This is a genomic window from Bacillus sp. EU55, from assembly GCF_038005925.1.
GTDB classification, from domain to species: Bacteria; Bacillota; Bacilli; order Bacillales; family Bacillaceae; genus Bacillus; species Bacillus velezensis.
In genome coordinates, this window is the sequence record NZ_JBBOUE010000001.1 from 3,961,515 (window position 1) to 3,978,012 (window position 16,498).

General features: G+C 50.2%; 20 protein-coding genes. 1 reads left to right on the forward strand and 19 read right to left on the reverse strand.

The annotated features are described in order from the left end of the window. Nucleotides 1-42: 42 nt before the first annotated feature. The 11 genes from NYE50_RS20235 to NYE50_RS20285 are packed head-to-tail and all read right to left on the reverse strand — an operon-like array spanning nucleotide 43 to nucleotide 10,193. Nucleotides 43-498: a dTDP-4-dehydrorhamnose 3,5-epimerase family protein gene (locus NYE50_RS20235; RefSeq protein ID WP_172869794.1), complete on the reverse strand. Its 456-nt coding sequence runs from the start codon at nucleotides 496-498 to the stop codon at nucleotides 43-45. Continuing rightward, nucleotides 495-1,343, reverse strand: a complete 849-nt coding sequence (gene rfbD / locus NYE50_RS20240) for a dTDP-4-dehydrorhamnose reductase (protein ID WP_061860984.1) — start codon at nucleotides 1,341-1,343, stop codon at nucleotides 495-497. The genes NYE50_RS20235 and rfbD overlap by 4 nt, the downstream gene beginning before the upstream one ends. A 20-nt stretch (nucleotides 1,344-1,363) precedes the next feature. Further along, a complete protein-coding gene (gene rfbB / locus NYE50_RS20245; RefSeq protein ID WP_061860985.1) occupies nucleotides 1,364-2,311 on the reverse strand; it encodes a dTDP-glucose 4,6-dehydratase in 948 nt (315 codons plus the stop codon). Between the two features lie 2 nt (nucleotides 2,312-2,313). Further along, nucleotides 2,314-3,051, reverse strand: a complete 738-nt coding sequence (locus NYE50_RS20250) for a sugar phosphate nucleotidyltransferase (RefSeq protein WP_003150981.1) — start codon at nucleotides 3,049-3,051, stop codon at nucleotides 2,314-2,316. Nucleotides 3,052-3,078: 27 nt separating this feature from the next. After that, nucleotides 3,079-4,083, reverse strand: coding sequence for a PseG/SpsG family protein (locus NYE50_RS20255; protein ID WP_172869747.1), 1,005 nt, complete (start codon nucleotides 4,081-4,083; stop codon nucleotides 3,079-3,081). A gap of 1 nt (nucleotide 4,084) precedes the next feature. Continuing rightward, a complete protein-coding gene (locus NYE50_RS20260) occupies nucleotides 4,085-4,825 on the reverse strand; it encodes a cytidylyltransferase domain-containing protein (protein WP_060963989.1) in 741 nt (246 codons plus the stop codon). After that, nucleotides 4,818-5,939 (reverse strand): N-acetylneuraminate synthase family protein, encoded by a 1,122-nt coding sequence (locus tag NYE50_RS20265; RefSeq protein ID WP_172869746.1) that lies wholly within the window; start codon nucleotides 5,937-5,939, stop codon nucleotides 4,818-4,820. The genes NYE50_RS20260 and NYE50_RS20265 overlap by 8 nt, the downstream gene beginning before the upstream one ends. Continuing rightward, the gene (locus NYE50_RS20270; protein WP_172869744.1) at nucleotides 5,939-6,802 is read right to left on the reverse strand and encodes a GNAT family N-acetyltransferase; all 864 of its coding nucleotides are present in this window, start codon (nucleotides 6,800-6,802) and stop codon (nucleotides 5,939-5,941) included. Before NYE50_RS20270 ends, NYE50_RS20265 begins: the two co-directional genes overlap by 1 nt. Beyond that, the gene (locus NYE50_RS20275; protein ID WP_060963986.1) at nucleotides 6,803-7,972 is read right to left on the reverse strand and encodes a DegT/DnrJ/EryC1/StrS family aminotransferase; all 1,170 of its coding nucleotides are present in this window, start codon (nucleotides 7,970-7,972) and stop codon (nucleotides 6,803-6,805) included. 21 nt (nucleotides 7,973-7,993) lie between these two features. Then, a complete protein-coding gene (locus NYE50_RS20280) occupies nucleotides 7,994-9,418 on the reverse strand; it encodes a capsular polysaccharide export protein, LipB/KpsS family (protein ID WP_172869742.1) in 1,425 nt (474 codons plus the stop codon). A 4-nt stretch (nucleotides 9,419-9,422) separates the two neighbouring features. Continuing rightward, nucleotides 9,423-10,193 (reverse strand): glycosyltransferase family 2 protein, encoded by a 771-nt coding sequence (locus tag NYE50_RS20285; protein WP_146283959.1) that lies wholly within the window; start codon nucleotides 10,191-10,193, stop codon nucleotides 9,423-9,425. Nucleotides 10,194-10,473: 280 nt separating this feature from the next. Here NYE50_RS20285 and gerQ point away from each other — a divergent pair, with 280 nt between their 5' ends. Then, nucleotides 10,474-11,019: a spore coat protein GerQ gene (gene gerQ, locus NYE50_RS20290; protein ID WP_146283958.1), complete on the forward strand. Its 546-nt coding sequence runs from the start codon at nucleotides 10,474-10,476 to the stop codon at nucleotides 11,017-11,019. Nucleotides 11,020-11,065: 46 nt separating this feature from the next. On the opposite strand, the gene NYE50_RS20295 is transcribed toward gerQ, so the two are convergent. The 8 genes from NYE50_RS20295 to NYE50_RS20330 all read right to left on the reverse strand — a co-directional run bounded on the left by NYE50_RS20295 (nucleotide 11,066) and on the right by NYE50_RS20330 (nucleotide 16,447). Further along, a complete protein-coding gene (locus tag NYE50_RS20295; RefSeq protein WP_003150969.1) occupies nucleotides 11,066-11,437 on the reverse strand; it encodes a DUF423 domain-containing protein in 372 nt (123 codons plus the stop codon). 63 nt (nucleotides 11,438-11,500) lie between these two features. Next, nucleotides 11,501-12,820 carry a purine/pyrimidine permease gene (locus NYE50_RS20300; protein ID WP_003150968.1) on the reverse strand — a complete coding sequence of 440 codons (1,320 nt, stop codon included), beginning with the start codon at nucleotides 12,818-12,820 and terminating at the stop codon, nucleotides 11,501-11,503. An 18-nt stretch (nucleotides 12,821-12,838) separates the two neighbouring features. After that, the gene (locus NYE50_RS20305; RefSeq protein WP_172869737.1) at nucleotides 12,839-13,261 is read right to left on the reverse strand and encodes a YwdI family protein; all 423 of its coding nucleotides are present in this window, start codon (nucleotides 13,259-13,261) and stop codon (nucleotides 12,839-12,841) included. A gap of 58 nt (nucleotides 13,262-13,319) precedes the next feature. Further along, complete coding sequence (locus NYE50_RS20310) at nucleotides 13,320-14,003, reverse strand: uracil-DNA glycosylase (RefSeq protein WP_173612936.1); 684 nt, start codon at nucleotides 14,001-14,003, stop codon at nucleotides 13,320-13,322. Nucleotides 14,004-14,017: 14 nt separating this feature from the next. Continuing rightward, on the reverse strand, nucleotides 14,018-14,824 hold the full coding sequence (locus tag NYE50_RS20315; RefSeq protein ID WP_224988574.1) for a glycosyltransferase family 2 protein: 807 nt from the start codon (nucleotides 14,822-14,824) through the stop codon (nucleotides 14,018-14,020). Between the two features lie 84 nt (nucleotides 14,825-14,908). Next, nucleotides 14,909-15,436, reverse strand: a complete 528-nt coding sequence (locus NYE50_RS20320) for a hypothetical protein (protein WP_017418661.1) — start codon at nucleotides 15,434-15,436, stop codon at nucleotides 14,909-14,911. A gap of 44 nt (nucleotides 15,437-15,480) precedes the next feature. After that, the gene (locus tag NYE50_RS20325) at nucleotides 15,481-16,116 is read right to left on the reverse strand and encodes a permease prefix domain 1-containing protein (RefSeq protein WP_021494753.1); all 636 of its coding nucleotides are present in this window, start codon (nucleotides 16,114-16,116) and stop codon (nucleotides 15,481-15,483) included. Beyond that, the gene (locus tag NYE50_RS20330) at nucleotides 16,109-16,447 is read right to left on the reverse strand and encodes a PadR family transcriptional regulator (protein WP_159353572.1); all 339 of its coding nucleotides are present in this window, start codon (nucleotides 16,445-16,447) and stop codon (nucleotides 16,109-16,111) included. Before NYE50_RS20330 ends, NYE50_RS20325 begins: the two co-directional genes overlap by 8 nt. Between the last annotated feature and the right edge of the window lie 51 nt (nucleotides 16,448-16,498).

The window sequence follows — 16,498 nt, forward strand, 5'->3', positions numbered from 1 at the left end:
CAGCACAAAAAACGAAGACATCCGCTGTCTTCGTCTTGTGCGCTACCGGTGAGCCGTCTGCCAGTCAAATCCGATGGTGTCATCATTCCACGGGACTCTTTTTTCGTCAGGCTGATCCGGATTGTAGGACATTGTCGTGAAATAAATAATGGTCAGCGGGGTTTCGCCCAGCACTCTGTACCCGTGTGCGACGCCTTTGGGAATGAGAAGGAGCATCGGATTGTCTTCTCCCATGTAGTAGACATCCGTTTCTCCCTTGGTTGCCGACTCTTCGCGAAGGTCATGGAGCACGACCTGGGCGTGGCCCGTCGGGAAAAACCACAGGTCATCCTGTTTCTCATGATAGTGAAATGCTTTAATGACGCCGGGATAGCTTTTGGACCAGGAAGCCTGCCCGAAATGCTCTAAGAGATGTTCATCGTCACGGACGAGTTCTGAGAAAAAACCCCGGTCATCGCTGTGTTTGATCAGCTTTTTGATTTTTACGCCTTCGATCACTTGCACTGTCCCTCCCTTTGTAAATAATCCTGCAGCGCTTCCCGCCAATGCCTCATGCCGAGCCCCTGCCGTTCAATCGACTCAAGACTCAACACCGAATAAGCGGGGCGCGGCGTCTCATTTCCGTATTCCTCCGTCGTGACGGGCAGCACGGCGGCGGTTCTGCCGCTTTCTTCAAAAATAGCCTTGGCAAATTCATACCAGCTGCACACTCCGCTGTTTGCGGCGTGGTATAAGCCCGGCGGCCTGTCAAACAGACCGATCACCGTTTCGGCTAAATCCTTTGTGTACGTCGGCGCTCCGACTTGGTCGCTGACAACACGCACCTGATCATGTGTATCCGCAAGCTTCAGCATCGTATTGACAAAGTTGTGCCCGCCGCTGCCGTACACCCACGATGTTCTGATAATGGTGTGGTTTTTTCCCGTTAACCGGATCAGTTCTTCGCCGAGTTTTTTGCTTTTTCCGTAAATCGTGCCCGGATCTGCGGGATCGTCGGTCTGGTATGGCCGTGTTCCTTTGCCGCTGAAGACGTAATCGGTGCTGATGTGAATGAATTTCGCGCCGGTGTTTTCAGCCTCAAGCGCGGCATAATAAGCGCCGATTCCGTTTATTAAATACGCTTTGTCGAGCTCCGTTTCACATTTGTCAACGGAGGTGTATGCCGCCGTATTGACGACGATATCCGGCTTGTAATGGCTGAACGAGTGCCGCACCGAACGCTGGTCGGATATGTTCATCATCGCTTTTGTCAAGGCGATCACTTCATACCCTTCCCGCTTCAGCTGGCGGCATAACTCCCGCCCCAGCTGGCCGGCCGCTCCGGTTACTAATACCTTCGTCAATCGGATCCCCTTCTTTCCGATTAGTCTTGGCTGTCTGTATACCAGCGAATGGTTCTTCTCATTCCTTCTTCAAATGTGACGTCCTGCCGCCATCCCAGCTCATTTTTCAGCTTTGAAGCATTGATGGCGTAACGGCGGTCATGCCCTTTTCTGTCTTCGACATGAGCAAACCGTTCCTCAACACCGAGCTCCTTCATGATAAATGACGCAAGCTCTTTATTCGTCCGTTCATTTCCGCCGCCGATATTGTAAATGTCACCGAGTGTTCCTTTTTCCAGCACAAGCTTAATGGCGCGGCAATGATCTTCGGCAAACAGCCAGTCTCTGATCTGCATCCCGTCGCCGTACAGCGGAACCGGCGTGCCGTTTACGGCATGCCTGATAATGGTCGGAATCATTTTCTCGTGATGCTGGTACGGCCCGTAATTGTTGCTGCATCTTGTAATGATGGCTGGAAGCTTATGAGTTTTCACATAAGACATGACGAGCAGGTCTGAGCTTGCCTTGCTGGCGGAATACGGATTGTTCGGAGAAAGCGGCGTCGTCTCTGTAAAAGCGGGATCATCCGGCGCCAAATCTCCGTACACCTCATCTGTGGAAATGTGAATCAGCCTGCCGGCTTTTCCCTGCAACACCGCGTCCGCCAGTCGGTATGTGCCCATCACATTTGTTGTGATGAACGGCTCTGCCTGATTTATGCTTCTGTCCACATGGGATTCAGCCGCAAAATGAATGACAGCGTCATACATGTGGGAAAAGACTTTGTCAATGTCCTCTTTTTTAGAAATGTCACCTTTGATAAAACGGAAACGGCCGTTCTTTTTTAAGGCTTCTATTTCAAGCGGCCTGCTTGCATACGTGAGATTATCCAGGACGGTAATCTGCGCGTCCGTTTCTTTCAGCATCATCTTTGTGAAGGTAAGGCCGATAAATCCGGCGCCGCCTGTAATTAAATATGATTTTGGCATGATTAATGCTCCTGTCCTTTCTGTAATGCCTGATGCGCCAGGCTTCCGGCGAGGTAAAGCGATTCATGCGTGCCCGCATCCACCCACCAGCCCGTTAACACATCATACGTCAGCTCACTGTGTTCAATGTATAAATTATTGACATCCGTAATTTCCAGTTCGCCGCGTTTTGAAGGAGAAATTTGTTCAATATAAGAAAACACTTCTGCGTCGTACATGTAGATCCCTGTGACGCATAGTCTGGTCGGCGGCTGCTCCGGCTTTTCAATGATCGACTTGATCCGTTTGTTTTCCTCATCAATCTCGGCGATGCCGAAGCGCTCCGGATCGTCAACTTCTTTCAGCAGCACTTTCGCTCCTTTTCCCTGCTTTGCGAAACGCTCCGTATAAGGTTTTAATGAATCTTCAAAAATATTATCTCCCAAAAGCAGAACGAACGGGTCGCGCCCGGTAAACCGCTTTGCGTATGATAAACCGTCGGAAATGCCGGATGCGGCTGGCTGAACCTGATATGTGATTGAGACGCCGAGTTCTTCTCCGGTTTCGAGAAGTTTATGAAATTGCGGAATATATTCTTTTTGCGTAATCAGCAAGATATCCGTAATCCCCGCTTCTTCCAGCTTCATGATCGACCAGTAAATCATCGGATATGGACCGACAGGGAGTAAATGCTTATTGACCGCTTTTGTCAGCGGCATAAGGCGTGAGCCGGTGCCTCCGGCTAAGATAACACCTTTCACATGAACACTTCCTTACGTGTGGTTTTATCACAAATCATAAAGAATCGCCGCCGCCCGTTTGATGCCCCTGCCGTCAACCAGCGGCTTTCCGTTTTGATGAAGTCCGGTCCGCATCGGATAATCAGCGGCCATGTCAGACATATGCCGTGCGAGAACGTCCGCTGATATGCAGTCACCAAGGCCGAGATGAACGGCGGCCCCCCGTGCGGCGAATTTTTCCGCCGTCTCAGTTTGATGCTCCACTTGAGAAAGTACGATGCAGGGCACACCTGTACAAATGGTCTCATATAAAGTGATCCCGCCGGACACGACGGCCATATCAGCCCTCGAAAGAAGCGCGGCCATGTCATTTGTCTGCCTTACCATCTCGGCATAAGGCATTTGTGTAAGATGCGCGCACACGTCATCAGCATGAGGCGCGGCGCCGCCCATGACGATGATCACTCGTTTTCGCTGAATGCCGGGGATACGGCGGCATGCTTCCATCACTTTAAAGACAAGCTTCTTCGGGTCGCTTCCTCCTAATGAAACCAATATGGTCCGGCATTCTTTTCTCAGCTGATAAAGCTGCTTTGCTTTTTCAAAACCCGGATGAAGAATGATATATTCCGGGCCTTCATATACCGCGGCGCTGCCCATTTGAACCGTCCGGCTTTTCAGCCCTCCGTAAATGCCGTTTATAACGGCATCGCATAAATGAATGACATGTTCCCGTTTTTCTTCAAATAAGACGATGCGCGCCGATGAATGCTTTTTGATTTCCTCCAACCAGTCACACGGCATATCGAGCAGATCGAATATGAGAAGGTCAGGAGCCTGCCTGTTTATTTCCCGGACAATAAATTCCTTCTGTCCCTTGTCAGGCTTGATGATCACTTCCCATTGATCAGAAGACAGATAAGAAAAAGCCTCTTTATTTGTGTAGAACGTTATTGAGCAATTGTTCTTAATGGCACCGGCAAGCAGCTTCATCCGCACCGCGTGCCCCATGCCGATGTCACGGCCCCCGTCGGCGAAAATCAAAACCCGCATGCTAATCAGCCTCTTTTTGCCGGATCATTTGATTAATGGCCCTGAGCTCCGGATCACGATTCAGCAGATGGATCAATTCTTTTGCCGGAATATCAGGACGCGAGCCCGCTTTTACGTACAGCTCGCGGGCCAGCCTGTAGTCCTCTTCGGTATCGACGGTCATCCGCAAGTGGGGAGCCCGGAGTTCCTGCGGGGGCTCAGGAAAGAGGAGCCGGTACTTCTCAGGAGATTCTCTTATTAAAAGCGTGACATGTTCCTGATATTTGTCCGCCAGCGTTTTGTCGGTATTGATCTCCGTTAAAAGGCGCGCGTTTACCGCCTCGCCGCCGATGCCGAGCGGTGTACCGCAAATATACGTGTAGTCTGCGTGCTGGTCTAAATGCGATTGAATCAGAAAATCAAGCAGCGAAGAGTCGACAAACGGGTTATCCCCCGTCAGTCTGACTGCGATGTCCGGTTTAACTTGTTCGATGACTTGTGCAAACCGGTCAAGCACGCGCTGCTCGCTGCCGCGGTGCACACGGTAGTTCTTGCTGAGGCAGTGCGCAGACAGAATGTCGTCGGTCTTGCTGTCAGACGAGGCGACGATCAGATTATCCCGCGATTGATCATAATACGCGCTTTGCCGAACCCTTTTGACAATCATATCGAGGATCGTATACCCGCCGATCGGTTTCAGCACTTTGCCGGGAAGACGCCCGCTTCCCATCCGCGCCTGAATGATAAACAAAATGTCAGTCATCATATGGGCTGCCTTTCGTCAAAAGGTCATCCCAAGTGATACCCGTGTCGGCAGGGATATCCCTGACCGCACGCGCGCCGTCAGTTAAAAGCTCAAAATATCTCGGGTGAAGCCCCTGCGGTTTTTGGCCGGGACGAAGGACGGCAAGGTTTTCCGCCGTAAAACATTCGCCTTTTTGAATCGGCGCTGTTGAAAAAATGCCTCTGTAAGCGAACCTTCTGATATCCCCTTCAATCGGTGTCGTGGTTTTATGGGAGCTTCCCGATAGCACTTCCGGCACCGAAGCGTGATGCCCCTGCCGCAGCTCCGCTTCAACTGAGCGGATCGCCGCAACCATTTGTTTTAATTCATCCGGATTGAGGGCGAAGGAGTGATCGGCACCGGGCAGGTTTTTATCGATCGTAAAATGCTTTTCAATCAGTTTCGCTCCGAGCCTGACCGCCGCGCACGGCACATCATACGGATGGGCGCTGTGATCGGAGAAACCGATCACTGCATCCGGGAATGCGGCGGCAAGCATGGGGATGACGCTCAGATTGCTGTATTCAGGCGGCGCGGGATATTTCGCCACACAATGCATAATCGCAATTTCTGTGTTCCCCTCGCCGGTAATGATTTGATAAGCCTCCTGAATATCTGAAATATCAGCGCCCGCGGTGGAAAAGATAATCGGGGTCTTCAGCCCAGCGACATATTTCAATAACGGCAGATGATTCAGCTCGTAGGAGGCGATTTTAAAGGCTGAAGGGGAAGTCGCATACAGTAAGTCGGCAGAGCCTTCGTCACAGACCGTGCTTAAGAACAGCACGCCTTTTTTCTCACAATATTCAAGCAGCGGTTCGATCCACTCAGCGGGCATTTCCATTGATTGCACCAAAGAAAAAATAGAGACGTTTTTTCCCGCAGCGGTTTTGTACAAGCCGGGGTCTTTCTGATACATTTTGTCAGCCTGAAACATTTGGAACTTGACCGCGTCCGCGCCGGCCTCACTGGCCGCATCTATCAATTCAAACGCCTGGCTCAGTTTTCCGTCATGATTAATTCCGGCTTCGGCGATGATGAATACGGGCGAACCTTCGCCGATTGACTTCGTTCCGATTTGGCATGATGCCATCAGTCCGCCTCCTTCCCGGGCCACACATGATAGTAGTAATAGGACGCATCCGCTTTAAATCCCATTCTTTCATACAGGCGGATGGCTCTTACATTGTGGAGCTGCGTTCCCGCTGATACAGTCTTATGCTGAAAGCGCAATGATTGTTCAATCACGTGCGCCGCTAAATGGAATCCCGCTCCTTTTCCTTCAAAGCCCGGCTTTACCGCCATCAGATCAAGGACGAATTCATCGCCTTTAGACAGCCCCTGAACAAAGCCCACAGTCTCTCCCTTATATGTGGCGGCGAATTGTAACGAAGCTCTGCCTTCCGCATTATTCCGCGCCCACTCTTCAAACAGGCGGTTTGCACTTTCATAGCTGAGATGGGGGTCTTGATAATACCTGCTTTTTGTAAAGGCGTCGCGGGCCAGCCGGCTGATCGCTTCCGTGTCGCCGGGTCCGGCTTCTGTAATCTCAAATGGCGGCGTGCTGTTATATACACGCACCGGACTGACGAGCTTGAGAAGACTCCCTACAAAATAAGCGTTCGGAAGCTGCTGAACGACCTGCATCGCGCCGATATCTTCAGCCGGTATTTTAATAAATATAAAATCAGTGCCTGCCGCCCGCCTTGCCGCGTAAAATTCCTGAAACAGCCTTTTGAGCTGTCCGGCGCTGTTTGCGGCTGCAAGCTTCACATTGATGATATTTTTTCGAAACAATTGACTTTCCCACGAAGAGTTTTCATATAAAATCACGCCTTGAAGGCTGTTTTCTTCCAATAAACAGAGCGACGATTCATAGGCTTCCGGCTGAATGCCCTTCTGATGCAGGAAGGCATGAATCATGTCCTGCGCAAGATTTTCCCTCAGTCTGTACACCTAATCAGCCCCTTTGACGATATCCGTAACGGCTGCAATGACGTATTCAACGTCGTCATCTGTCATTGACGGATAAAGAGGGAGTGACACGGTGCGGTGATAATACGCGGCCGCGGCCGGAAAGTCAGTTTCCTTATACCCGTACGTTTTTTGATAATACGGATGGAACGGAACCGGAATAAAATGAACACTTGTGCCGATATGATATTGGTCTTTTAAAGCGGAAATCAGATCGTTCCGGCTGACCCCGGCCTCCTGCTCCTCTATTTGAAGAACATACAGATGCCATGCATGCCGCCCGTCATCACTGACATGCGGGATGGTCAGCCCTTTCATGTGTCTGAAGGCGTCCTGGTAGCGGCTCGCAATGTCGGCTCTTCTTTGCTGCATGCTGTCAATCCGTTTCAGCTGATGAAGCCCAAGCGCTGCCTGAAGATCAAACATATTCATTTTATAGCCGGGCGTTTCGACCTCATAGTACCAGCTTCCGTTTGAAGAATAGCGGTTCCACGCGCCTTTGCTCATGCCGTGAAGGCTGAGCACCCTGATCTGATCGGCAAGCCCGTCATTGTCCGTCGTCAGCATGCCGCCTTCACCGGTTGCCAGGTTTTTTGTCGCGTAGAAGCTGAATGCCGTCGCATCGCCGATTGATCCGATCATTTTCTGTTTATACGTGGTATACACGGCATGTGCGGCATCCTCTAAGACAAATAACTGATGCTTTTCGGCAATGGCCAGAATCTGATCCATATCACACGACTGGCCGGCGAAATGAACGGGTACAATCGCCTTTGTCCGCGGGGTGACGGCCGCCTCAATTTTTTCAGGGTCCGCATTCAGCGTAAGCGGATCGATGTCAACAAACACCGGAACGGCGCCTGTGTGCACGATTGTATTGGCTGTTGAACTGAACGTCACGGCAGACGTGATGACCTCGTCACCGGGACCGATCCCTTTCGCTTTCAGGGCCAAAAACAAAGCGGCGGTACATGAGTTCAGCGCGATCGCGTGCTTTGCCCCCGTCCAGGCGGCAAAGGCTTTTTCAAACGCCTCTACTTTCGGTCCCTTTGAAAGCCAGCCCGATTCAAGCGTATCAATAACCTCCTGAATTTCGTCCTTCCCGATCATGGGCAATGAATAGGGAAGAAAAGCTGATCTTTTTTGCACCATTTTTTTGCGCTCCTATCTTTTTTATGAAGGGTCAACCCGTCTGAAGCTGACTCCGGTTTTTTCCTGAAGCACTTGGCATAAAGCGGCAAGCGAATCCTGAACCGGGTAGTTCGCGGCGACAAAAGCACGGCGCGCCTGTTCCGCTTTTTGATATGCTGCGGGGCTTTCGCATATCCGGATTAATTCCTGAGCGAGTGCCTGCGGGTCCTCAAAGACAAATTCTCCAAGTGAATGATAATAAGGGTATCGGCGGGTTCCCGCTGATTTTCCGATCAGCACGGGCTTTTGAAACAGCATCGCTTCAAGACCGACCGTTGATGTCTGTGTCACCGCAGCGTCAGCATACGGGAGAATATCATACAGCTCCATCTCTTTTTTGATGATTTTGCCTGCTTTATATTTCCGCAGCACCTGATTGTAAGCATCCAGCTTGTTTTTGCCGATTTCCCACGGATGCGGTTTAATAATGAGCTGCATGTTCTTTTGGCCGGCAAGCTCTTCAAGCACTCCCGTATAAAATTCATCAGAAAACGGCTGCGTGGCGATCAGCACCGTCCGCTGTGACGGGAGAAAAGAAAGTTTGCGGTAAAACGTGTCCCGATCTATCGGCTCTCTTGAGAAAATCTCGTCGAAACGGGGATGCCCCGTGACGATGATTTGTTCATCCCTGCAGCCTTTTGCTTTATACCACTCCGCTTCATAAGCCCCGAATACAGCCTGATAGTCCGTAAATACGGGCAGAAACGCTTCATCTCCCATGAGCGCTCCGTGCTGCAGACAGATGCTGACGGCGTTTTTTTTCGCGGACATCAGCGCCAGCACACGGCTGTAAATATCCTCCGTCGTGCCGACTACAACGGCGGAAATCTTCTCGGCCGTAAACAAAATATCAACGGCGTCAATCGCTTCAATAAATAACGGGATGTCTTTATACAAACGTTCCTGAAATTCTCTGTTTCCAAAAGCGGGATGGCTGTGAAGCTCTTTCAAAATGGAATGGGCTTTTTCAATATAAGGGACGGGGTTCCCTTTTTGTCCCATTTCCGTCAGCTCCAATTTGCAGATAACGGGCAGCCCATGATGGTCAGGCAGACTCCACCTGGCCAGTACCGCTGTTTTTGCCGGATCAAACTGCCGGTAATTTCCCTCGGTGAACCGAAGATGATCGAAATGCAGAATGACTTTTCCGTTTACCGGTTTCTCATCTGTTTTCTTAATGTTTTGCCTTTTTTGATCATAATAAGGCTGAATACCGGCTTCAGGAATATGCTGATCCGCCGGACCGAAAAGCTCTGGGTTCTGCTCCATGCTCTCCCGAAGCGCCGGACTGATATATTGATAAAAATTACTGATCAATGCGAGCGGGATGTCTTTGTAGCGAAGTGACTGAAAAAGGTCAATATACTGCCGGTACAGCACCCAATAGTTCGCTAAGTATGCCGACAAGCCCTCACCCCTTTCCAAGCTTTTTTAATGATTCCCTCAGCTCCCGGCACGTGGTCTGCTGCGGAAGGCTGTTCACAAACTCGTTTTTCTCCGCCGCGAAAAGCTGATAATGGATGGATTGATCGGTAATATAATTGATATCAAGCTCCTCAGAAATCGGGTAAAACGGATAAAAATGATTCACTCTCCAGAAGAAACGGGCGTCACCGATCCGGTAAAACGTTGGGCTTTCATCCCAATAGGAACCGAATGCCGCTTTGACCTGTTCCAGCACGGAAAACCGGTGCATGACCGAACAATGGTCAATGGCGCACGGCGCGTTCCACACGATCCGTTCGGCGGGCCTGGCCGTCTCCTTCACCGTCTCTTTCCGCTGATTCAGATGATAGGTTTTGGAACTTGAATACACGACGGCTTTTTCCGGGTCTTCATCAAGCTCTTTCACCATTTTCTCAAGCCGTTCCGGCACATACGTGTTGTCGTCGGTCGCATACGTCACGTACTCGCCCTCCGCCATTTCTATTGCCTGATTAATCAAAGCGGCGTAGCGTGTTTTTTCCGTTCTTTCTTTGACGCCCGATACATCGCTTTGATAAAACCGGACGCGGTCATCCGTGAGAAAAGGACGTATTTCCGCCAATGTCTCTTCATTTGAGTTGTCATCCATAATGAACAGTTCAAAGTCCGTAAACGTCTGAGACAGAATACTTTTAATAGAGCGGGCCACATAGTCACTTTTGTTATAGCTCGTCATGATCACTGACACTTTAGGCAACTCGTCACCCCCTTTTCGCACCTGAAACTACCGCTATCATATGTTCCTTATGCGGAAGATGCGCTAGGAATACAGACTATTATGTGAAAAGTCAGCATTGCGCGCACAAAAAAAGCCGGCTCTGATGTCCGGAAACATTGGATCGTATTTTCTTTTTTCGCATAAATCTTTCTTTGGGCTCATATGGTGGAATAGATAAAAACAGCAGCCGCTCTGTCGGCTGTCTGATACTTGTCAGGAGGTTTCAGCATCAAGAGGTTTTCATCAAAGGAGGAACAATATGAAACCGAAAAAGAATCAATATCAGCAAATGCAGGGGATGGGGATGGGAATGGATATGCAAGGATTCCAGCCGCAGCACGGGCCTAATCCTTATCCGCAGCCTCAGGGCCAAGGATCACAAATGATGCCGATGCAGCAGCAAATGACAATGCCGATGCAGCAAGGCCAGCAGGGCTTCGGCGGGGGGTTCCCCGGCCAGCCGCAGCAGCAGGGCGGCGGCAGCTTTCAAATCCCGTCAGGTCCATCATCGTCACAAAACGTTCCCGGCATGCTGCCGATTGAAGAGTCATACATTGAAAATATTCTGCGGTTGAACCGGGGCAAAACGGCGACGATTTATATGACATTTGAAAACAGCAAAGAATGGAATTCAAAGATTTTCCGCGGTGTGATTGAGGCGGCGGGACGTGACCATATCATCATCAGCGATCCGAAAACGGGCACCCGCTATCTGCTTCTGACCATTTACCTTGATTACATCACATTTGATGAGGAAATCGCTTATACTTATCCGTACTCCATGTCTTCTTATTCTCCGAGATAAATCAAAAAGCCAATCGCTCACTTGACAGAGGATTGGCTTTTTTTCTTTATAAATATTTGACGGCCGCGACGATAATCATAATCCAAGAGATGATAAACGCCACGCCGCCGAGCGGTGTAATCGCGCCGAGAATGGAAATCTGCGTCACGCTCAATACGTACAGGCTTCCTGAAAACAGAACGATGCCCGCAAACATCAGCCAGCCCGCGACAGAAACACTGCCTGCGCCAGAAAGCTTTTCGGCCAAAAACGCGACAGCCAGAAGACCGAGCGCGTGATACATATGATATTGCACGCCTGTGTGCCACACCTGCAAATATTTATCGGGGATTTTCCCTTCAAGCCCATGCGCGCCGAAAGCGCCCAGCGCCACGGCCAATAAAGCGTTAATCGCACCAAGAATAATAAACACTTTCATCTATTTTTCTCCCGCCTTTTCGTTAAAGTTTCCAATTCAATCATAACCCAACATCGGCAAAATTCAACGTCCGTCATCCGATGACACGAGATTGTCGGATTTTTTCTTTTTGATAAGCTGGATTCGGTCAATCGCTATCGCCAGCAGCGTCCCGAGCACAAGGCCGTTGCTTAAGAGCGAAATCAGGATCGGATGCATCCCTGATAACGCGCTCTCCGGTACAAACATTACGCCGACCCCCGTGAGGAGCGCCAGACCGATAATGGAGCGGATTCGTTTTTGCTCCGCTTTCTCATAAGAGTCAAACTCTGTAAAGGCAAGACCCGCCATCGTGGAGAAAACGACGAAGTTTACCGCAAAGCCGACCGGTGAGGGCAGACTCGCAAACGCATTCATAAATAGCGGGATCATACTGATGATCATGACAAATACACTTCCCAAAAGAAACGGCTTTTTCGAAGGAAGCTTCGTCGTCTCAATAAAACCGGCCGCCCCTGAAATCGGCACAGGCGCAATGCCCCCTGACAGCCCGCTCAAAAGGTGGCTGATCGAAGCCGCAAACCCTGCCGGACGCTCACGCCGTTTCCCAACGGTGCCGCCGAATTTTTTCACCGCCGCTTCTACAACCCGGATGCTCGCGAGCATGTTGACAATCAAAAGCACGGTAATGAAGAGTGACGTAATGATCAAGCCGCTGTCAAACACGGGTTTTCCAAACGGAAAAAGAACCGGCAGCTGAATCACGCGATCCGGTATCTGAATCGGTTTGGCAGCGCCGAAGACGGCGAATAAGATCCATCCGCCGGCAAGCGAAAGGAGAATCGCATACTGTCTTAAGAACGTAACATTCGATCGGGACATGATGAACATCGCCGCCGTCACAACCATGGCGAGCCCGAATACAAGGCCGTCGACGCTGTTTTTTAAATAGCCGATGCCCAAAAGGCCTTTCACAATCGGCTGACTCAGCTGCATGACCAACAGCAGCAGATACACACCGGTCACAACCGGCGTAAACAGCACGGCCAGCCGTTCAATCACTTTAAAAAGGCTGAACAAAAAGAAAAAGACAGCGCTTAATAACAGCGCCCCCTGCAGCGCCCGCAGCGTCTCGCCGAATGTCGCAAATACCGTGCCCGTCAGTCCGCCGTAAATCGTGTATACGCCCCACCATAAGCCTGCCGGGCTTTCATTAATCGGCAGACGATGTCCCTGGAGACATTGGATGACCGCAGCGACGCCAAGCACAAAAAATGTGCTCTGAATCAATGCGGCAGAATCGGCATGGTTCAAGTGAAATGATTGTGCGATGGCGACAGGAACTACAATCGCAGCCGCAATCATAAATGCCGTCCATTGCAAACCCCCGAGTATCAGTTTCAAGTCAATCAACCTCTCCTGTTAAAAATCGAAAATGGAATCCCCGTTTCCGTCTTCCTCATGTTCGTCTTTCGCTTTTTTCTGATATTGGTTCAGCCCGGCGCTGCCCATCATTTTTTCAAGCAGCAGCGGGTCTGTCGAAGGAGACGCGGAAGTTTTCGGTGCCGCTTTCGGAATCGGATTCTGCACAGGCGCTGGAGCGGTGTGCGTCTGAGTGCCGAGCACGACATCACACAGAGAGCGGATGGCGGCCGCGTGCATTTTGACCTCCTCGGTGCGGGTCGCCGTTTTCGCCTGCCTCAGTTCTTCTTCCATCTTCTGAATCAAAGCAGAAATATGTATGTTCATGAGTAAATCCTCCAGCAGTAATTTGTCTTCTTCCTGCATTTTATCAAATTTCTGAGCGAATCGCAGAATTGAGTTTGTTATTTTTTCTGACGGCATACCGCCCGGAACATCAAAAAAGACGCTTCCGCCGGGCGGAAGCGCCTCAAAAAACCGTTTATTGCGGCAGGTCGGGGATGCACCAATCGATCGGCTGCTCCCCCATTTTTTCAAGGGCGGCGTTTGTACGGGAAAACGGTCTGCTTCCGAAAAAACCGTTCCTTGCCGAAAACGGGCTCGGATGAGTCGATTCAATAATAATGTGTTTCGATGTGTCAATGCGCTCTTTTTTCATCTGCGCGTGACGCCCCCACAGGATAAAGACAATCGGCTTCTCTCTTTCATTCACCACATCAATGATGCGGTCAGTGAGCCGCTCCCACCCCTTGCCTTTATGGGAATTGGCCTGACCGCGGCGAACCGTAAGCACTGTGTTTAACAAAAGCACTCCCTGCTTCGCCCAGCTGACGAGCGATCCGTGGTTCGGTACGGAGCAGCCGATATCGTCCTGAAGCTCTATGAAAATATTTTTCAAAGACGGCGGCTGTCTGACCCCGGGCTGAACGGAAAAACTAAGCCCGTGCGCCTGTCCTGGGCCATGATACGGGTCCTGTCCGAGAATGACCGCTTTTACATCCTCATAGGGCGTATAATGCAAGGCGTTAAAAATATCATGGCTGTCAGGATAAATCGTTTGGCTGCTGTATTCTTGTTTCAGCATCTGTCTCAGCTCTTGATAATACGGTTTGTCAAATTCATCTTTCAGCTGATTCCACCAGCTGTCTTTTAAAAGCTGTTTCAAACTGTCCGTCCCCCTTATGAACTGTGCAGTCTTGAATGGACGGGCTTTCCGTCCCACACAATGTCAGTCGGCGCCTCCCGCCTCTTCATGTCCGGCTCTTCAAGAAGAACCGCGAAGTTTTTCGTCGGGAGCTCCCCAAGCCCGTGCTTTTCGCTTAACCGGTCTAAGTACCGCTTCCGTTTGCCGCCGAGATCCGCGGACTGATTGCCGCCTCCCTCAAAAAACGCATATATGACGCTTGCGCAAGGCACACGCTTCACACAGTGCTGTTTCGCGGCGCGCAAATAAAAATCCCAGTCCCAATAATTATGGACATCCGGATCAAAATACCCTAACGTGTCATGCAAAGAACGTCTGTACATGCTGCCTGACGGAACGTACGTGGAAAACACCCGCATATCCGCATAATCCGCCGTATAGGCGAACGGCTTTCGTGACACCGGGTATCTCGTGCCGCCCCGTTCTTCAAATGACACAATTTCCGCGTCAGAATGGACAAAATCCGCATCAGCAAGTGCAGCCGCCATTCTTTCCAAATGGCCCGGCGTAATGAAATCATCATCATCGCACAGCATGATACAATCACCCGACGCTTTTTTCACACCTGCGTTCCGCGCTTCCACATGTCCGGCATTCTGTTCTAAATCAATAATCTGAATCGGCAGATCGCTGTACAGCTGCTTCGCTTGTTCGACCGATTCCCCGGCATCATTTACGATGATGACTTCATAAGGCTTTATGGTCTGCATGGAAATCGACTCCAGCAGCTCACACAAAGCCGGAATCCGGTTATACGTGACTATAACAATTGATATATTCATGACCCGCTCCTTCTGCTTTTTCTCATGTTCTATTAAAACATAAAGCGGCGGAGAGATCAGGGGGGATTTTTGATTTCGGCCCATTCAGAAACAAATCCAGGTCATGCCCGCCAGCAAAACGAGAATGATCAGAAGGTCTCCCCAAACAGTGCATACCGCCTTGGCATTAAGTCTGCCCGCCTCCATGGCGTTCCAAAGTTTTGATTGATAAACAGGCACCAACACCATCGCATAGCATGTGCACAAGCAGACAAAAGCCGGCGGGACAAGCGCACATCCATCCTCATGCCAATCATGAATCAGTTCCGGTATACTCACCCCGCTGTCAATGTACAAGTATAATATACCCGCCAGCGGAATGAGCGAACTGATCTGCAGCTCGAAAAGTTTCACCTTCCACTCACGCGCAAACGAAACGGCCCAAATCCATCCCAGCGCATAAAACAATAGAAGAAGCAAAATACTGAAAACAACAAAAATAGCGTCTTGCATCCCATTCAGAACCATAATAAAAAGACTCACAACGGGCAATGCAAGAACCAAGCCGCAGACGGTAAATACGGTAACGGTTATTTGGGCGCACGCGCCGTACATCCACGAACCTAATCTCATTTTAACACCTCTATATAGATTCCCTATGTATATAGTGAAAAAGATCAGGCAAGCCTCTGCCTGCCTGCGTAAAAACCTATTTTGCCGCAAAACGGAAAACATACCGTCACAACGGCGCATACTGCCGCAAAACTCGGTGTGACCGCCGAAGGAAACAGCCCAGCCGGAACCAGATTGAACAAAAAGACAAACATAAAACATAGATTCGGCACCATTGAAGCCCATACCGTCCGCTCAGCAAGCTTTTTGCCGCCAGCCCCGAACTCCTTGCCAGCTTGATAGCCGATTTGGAACCAATACAGCACATAACCGATCATAATCAGCCATACTGACACGGAAATTCCTTTCCACAGCGCGTCAACAGCGGGATGAATCCTCCACGCGTGCATCATCGTAATCATCGCCCCCATCACAAAAAGACCGCAGTTGCAGAACAGATAAAAGAACATAAAAGTCCGCGCGGGCACCGCCGAAGCTTTTTGAAAAGCAGAGATAATCTCAGACGGAGTCCCCACTTCCCGCAGAATAAGCGCCATCGCTTCGCTTTCGGTTTTGCCTTTTTCCAGATGATCACATATGGCATGATGAATATGGCTTTCGATTTCTTTTAATAATTCACGGCTTCCGGCCTTGCCTTCCAGCCCTTTTCTGATTTCCTGCACATAAAGGTCTTTATCCATTCTGCCCGCCCCGCTTCAGCATCCGGTCCATCAGAGCAGAGAACAGATTCCATTCCTTCGTCCGTTCGGCTAGAATGTTTTTTCCTTCATCGGTGATCTGGTAATATTTTCGGTCCGGCCCTTTGGTCTGCTTTTCCCAGTAAGAAGAAATATAGCTTTGGCGTTCAAGCTTATGAAGCGATGGGTACAGCGTGCCTTCCTTCATTTGCAGTTCATTCCCGCTTCTTTTCTCCATTTCTTTCACTAGTTCATACCCGTACATGGGCCGTTCATTCAGCAGCGTCAGCACCAGAATGACCGTGCTTCCCTTTACAAGCTCCCTGTTGAGCATTTATTTTCTCACCCTTACCTAGTAATCTTATGTAGGTATTGTACGCACATC

Coding starts and splice junctions, on each gene's coding strand:
- rfbB (WP_061860985.1), bottom strand. CDS start 2,311: ATGCCAAAATCATATTTAATTACAGGCGGCGCCGGATTTATCGGCCTT.
- NYE50_RS20255 (WP_172869747.1), bottom strand. CDS start 4,083: ATGCGGGTTTTGATTTTCGCCGACGGGGGCCGTGACATCGGCATGGGG.
- NYE50_RS20260 (WP_060963989.1), bottom strand. CDS start 4,825: ATGACTGACATTTTGTTTATCATTCAGGCGCGGATGGGAAGCGGGCGT.
- NYE50_RS20265 (WP_172869746.1), bottom strand. CDS start 5,939: ATGGCATCATGCCAAATCGGAACGAAGTCAATCGGCGAAGGTTCGCCC.
- NYE50_RS20275 (WP_060963986.1), bottom strand. CDS start 7,972: ATGGTGCAAAAAAGATCAGCTTTTCTTCCCTATTCATTGCCCATGATC.
- gerQ (WP_146283958.1), top strand. CDS start 10,474: ATGAAACCGAAAAAGAATCAATATCAGCAAATGCAGGGGATGGGGATG.
- NYE50_RS20295 (WP_003150969.1), bottom strand. CDS start 11,437: ATGAAAGTGTTTATTATTCTTGGTGCGATTAACGCTTTATTGGCCGTG.
- NYE50_RS20305 (WP_172869737.1), bottom strand. CDS start 13,261: ATGCCGTCAGAAAAAATAACAAACTCAATTCTGCGATTCGCTCAGAAA.
- NYE50_RS20315 (WP_224988574.1), bottom strand. CDS start 14,824: ATGAATATATCAATTGTTATAGTCACGTATAACCGGATTCCGGCTTTG.
- NYE50_RS20320 (WP_017418661.1), bottom strand. CDS start 15,436: ATGAGATTAGGTTCGTGGATGTACGGCGCGTGCGCCCAAATAACCGTT.
- NYE50_RS20325 (WP_021494753.1), bottom strand. CDS start 16,116: ATGGATAAAGACCTTTATGTGCAGGAAATCAGAAAAGGGCTGGAAGGC.
- NYE50_RS20330 (WP_159353572.1), bottom strand. CDS start 16,447: ATGCTCAACAGGGAGCTTGTAAAGGGAAGCACGGTCATTCTGGTGCTG.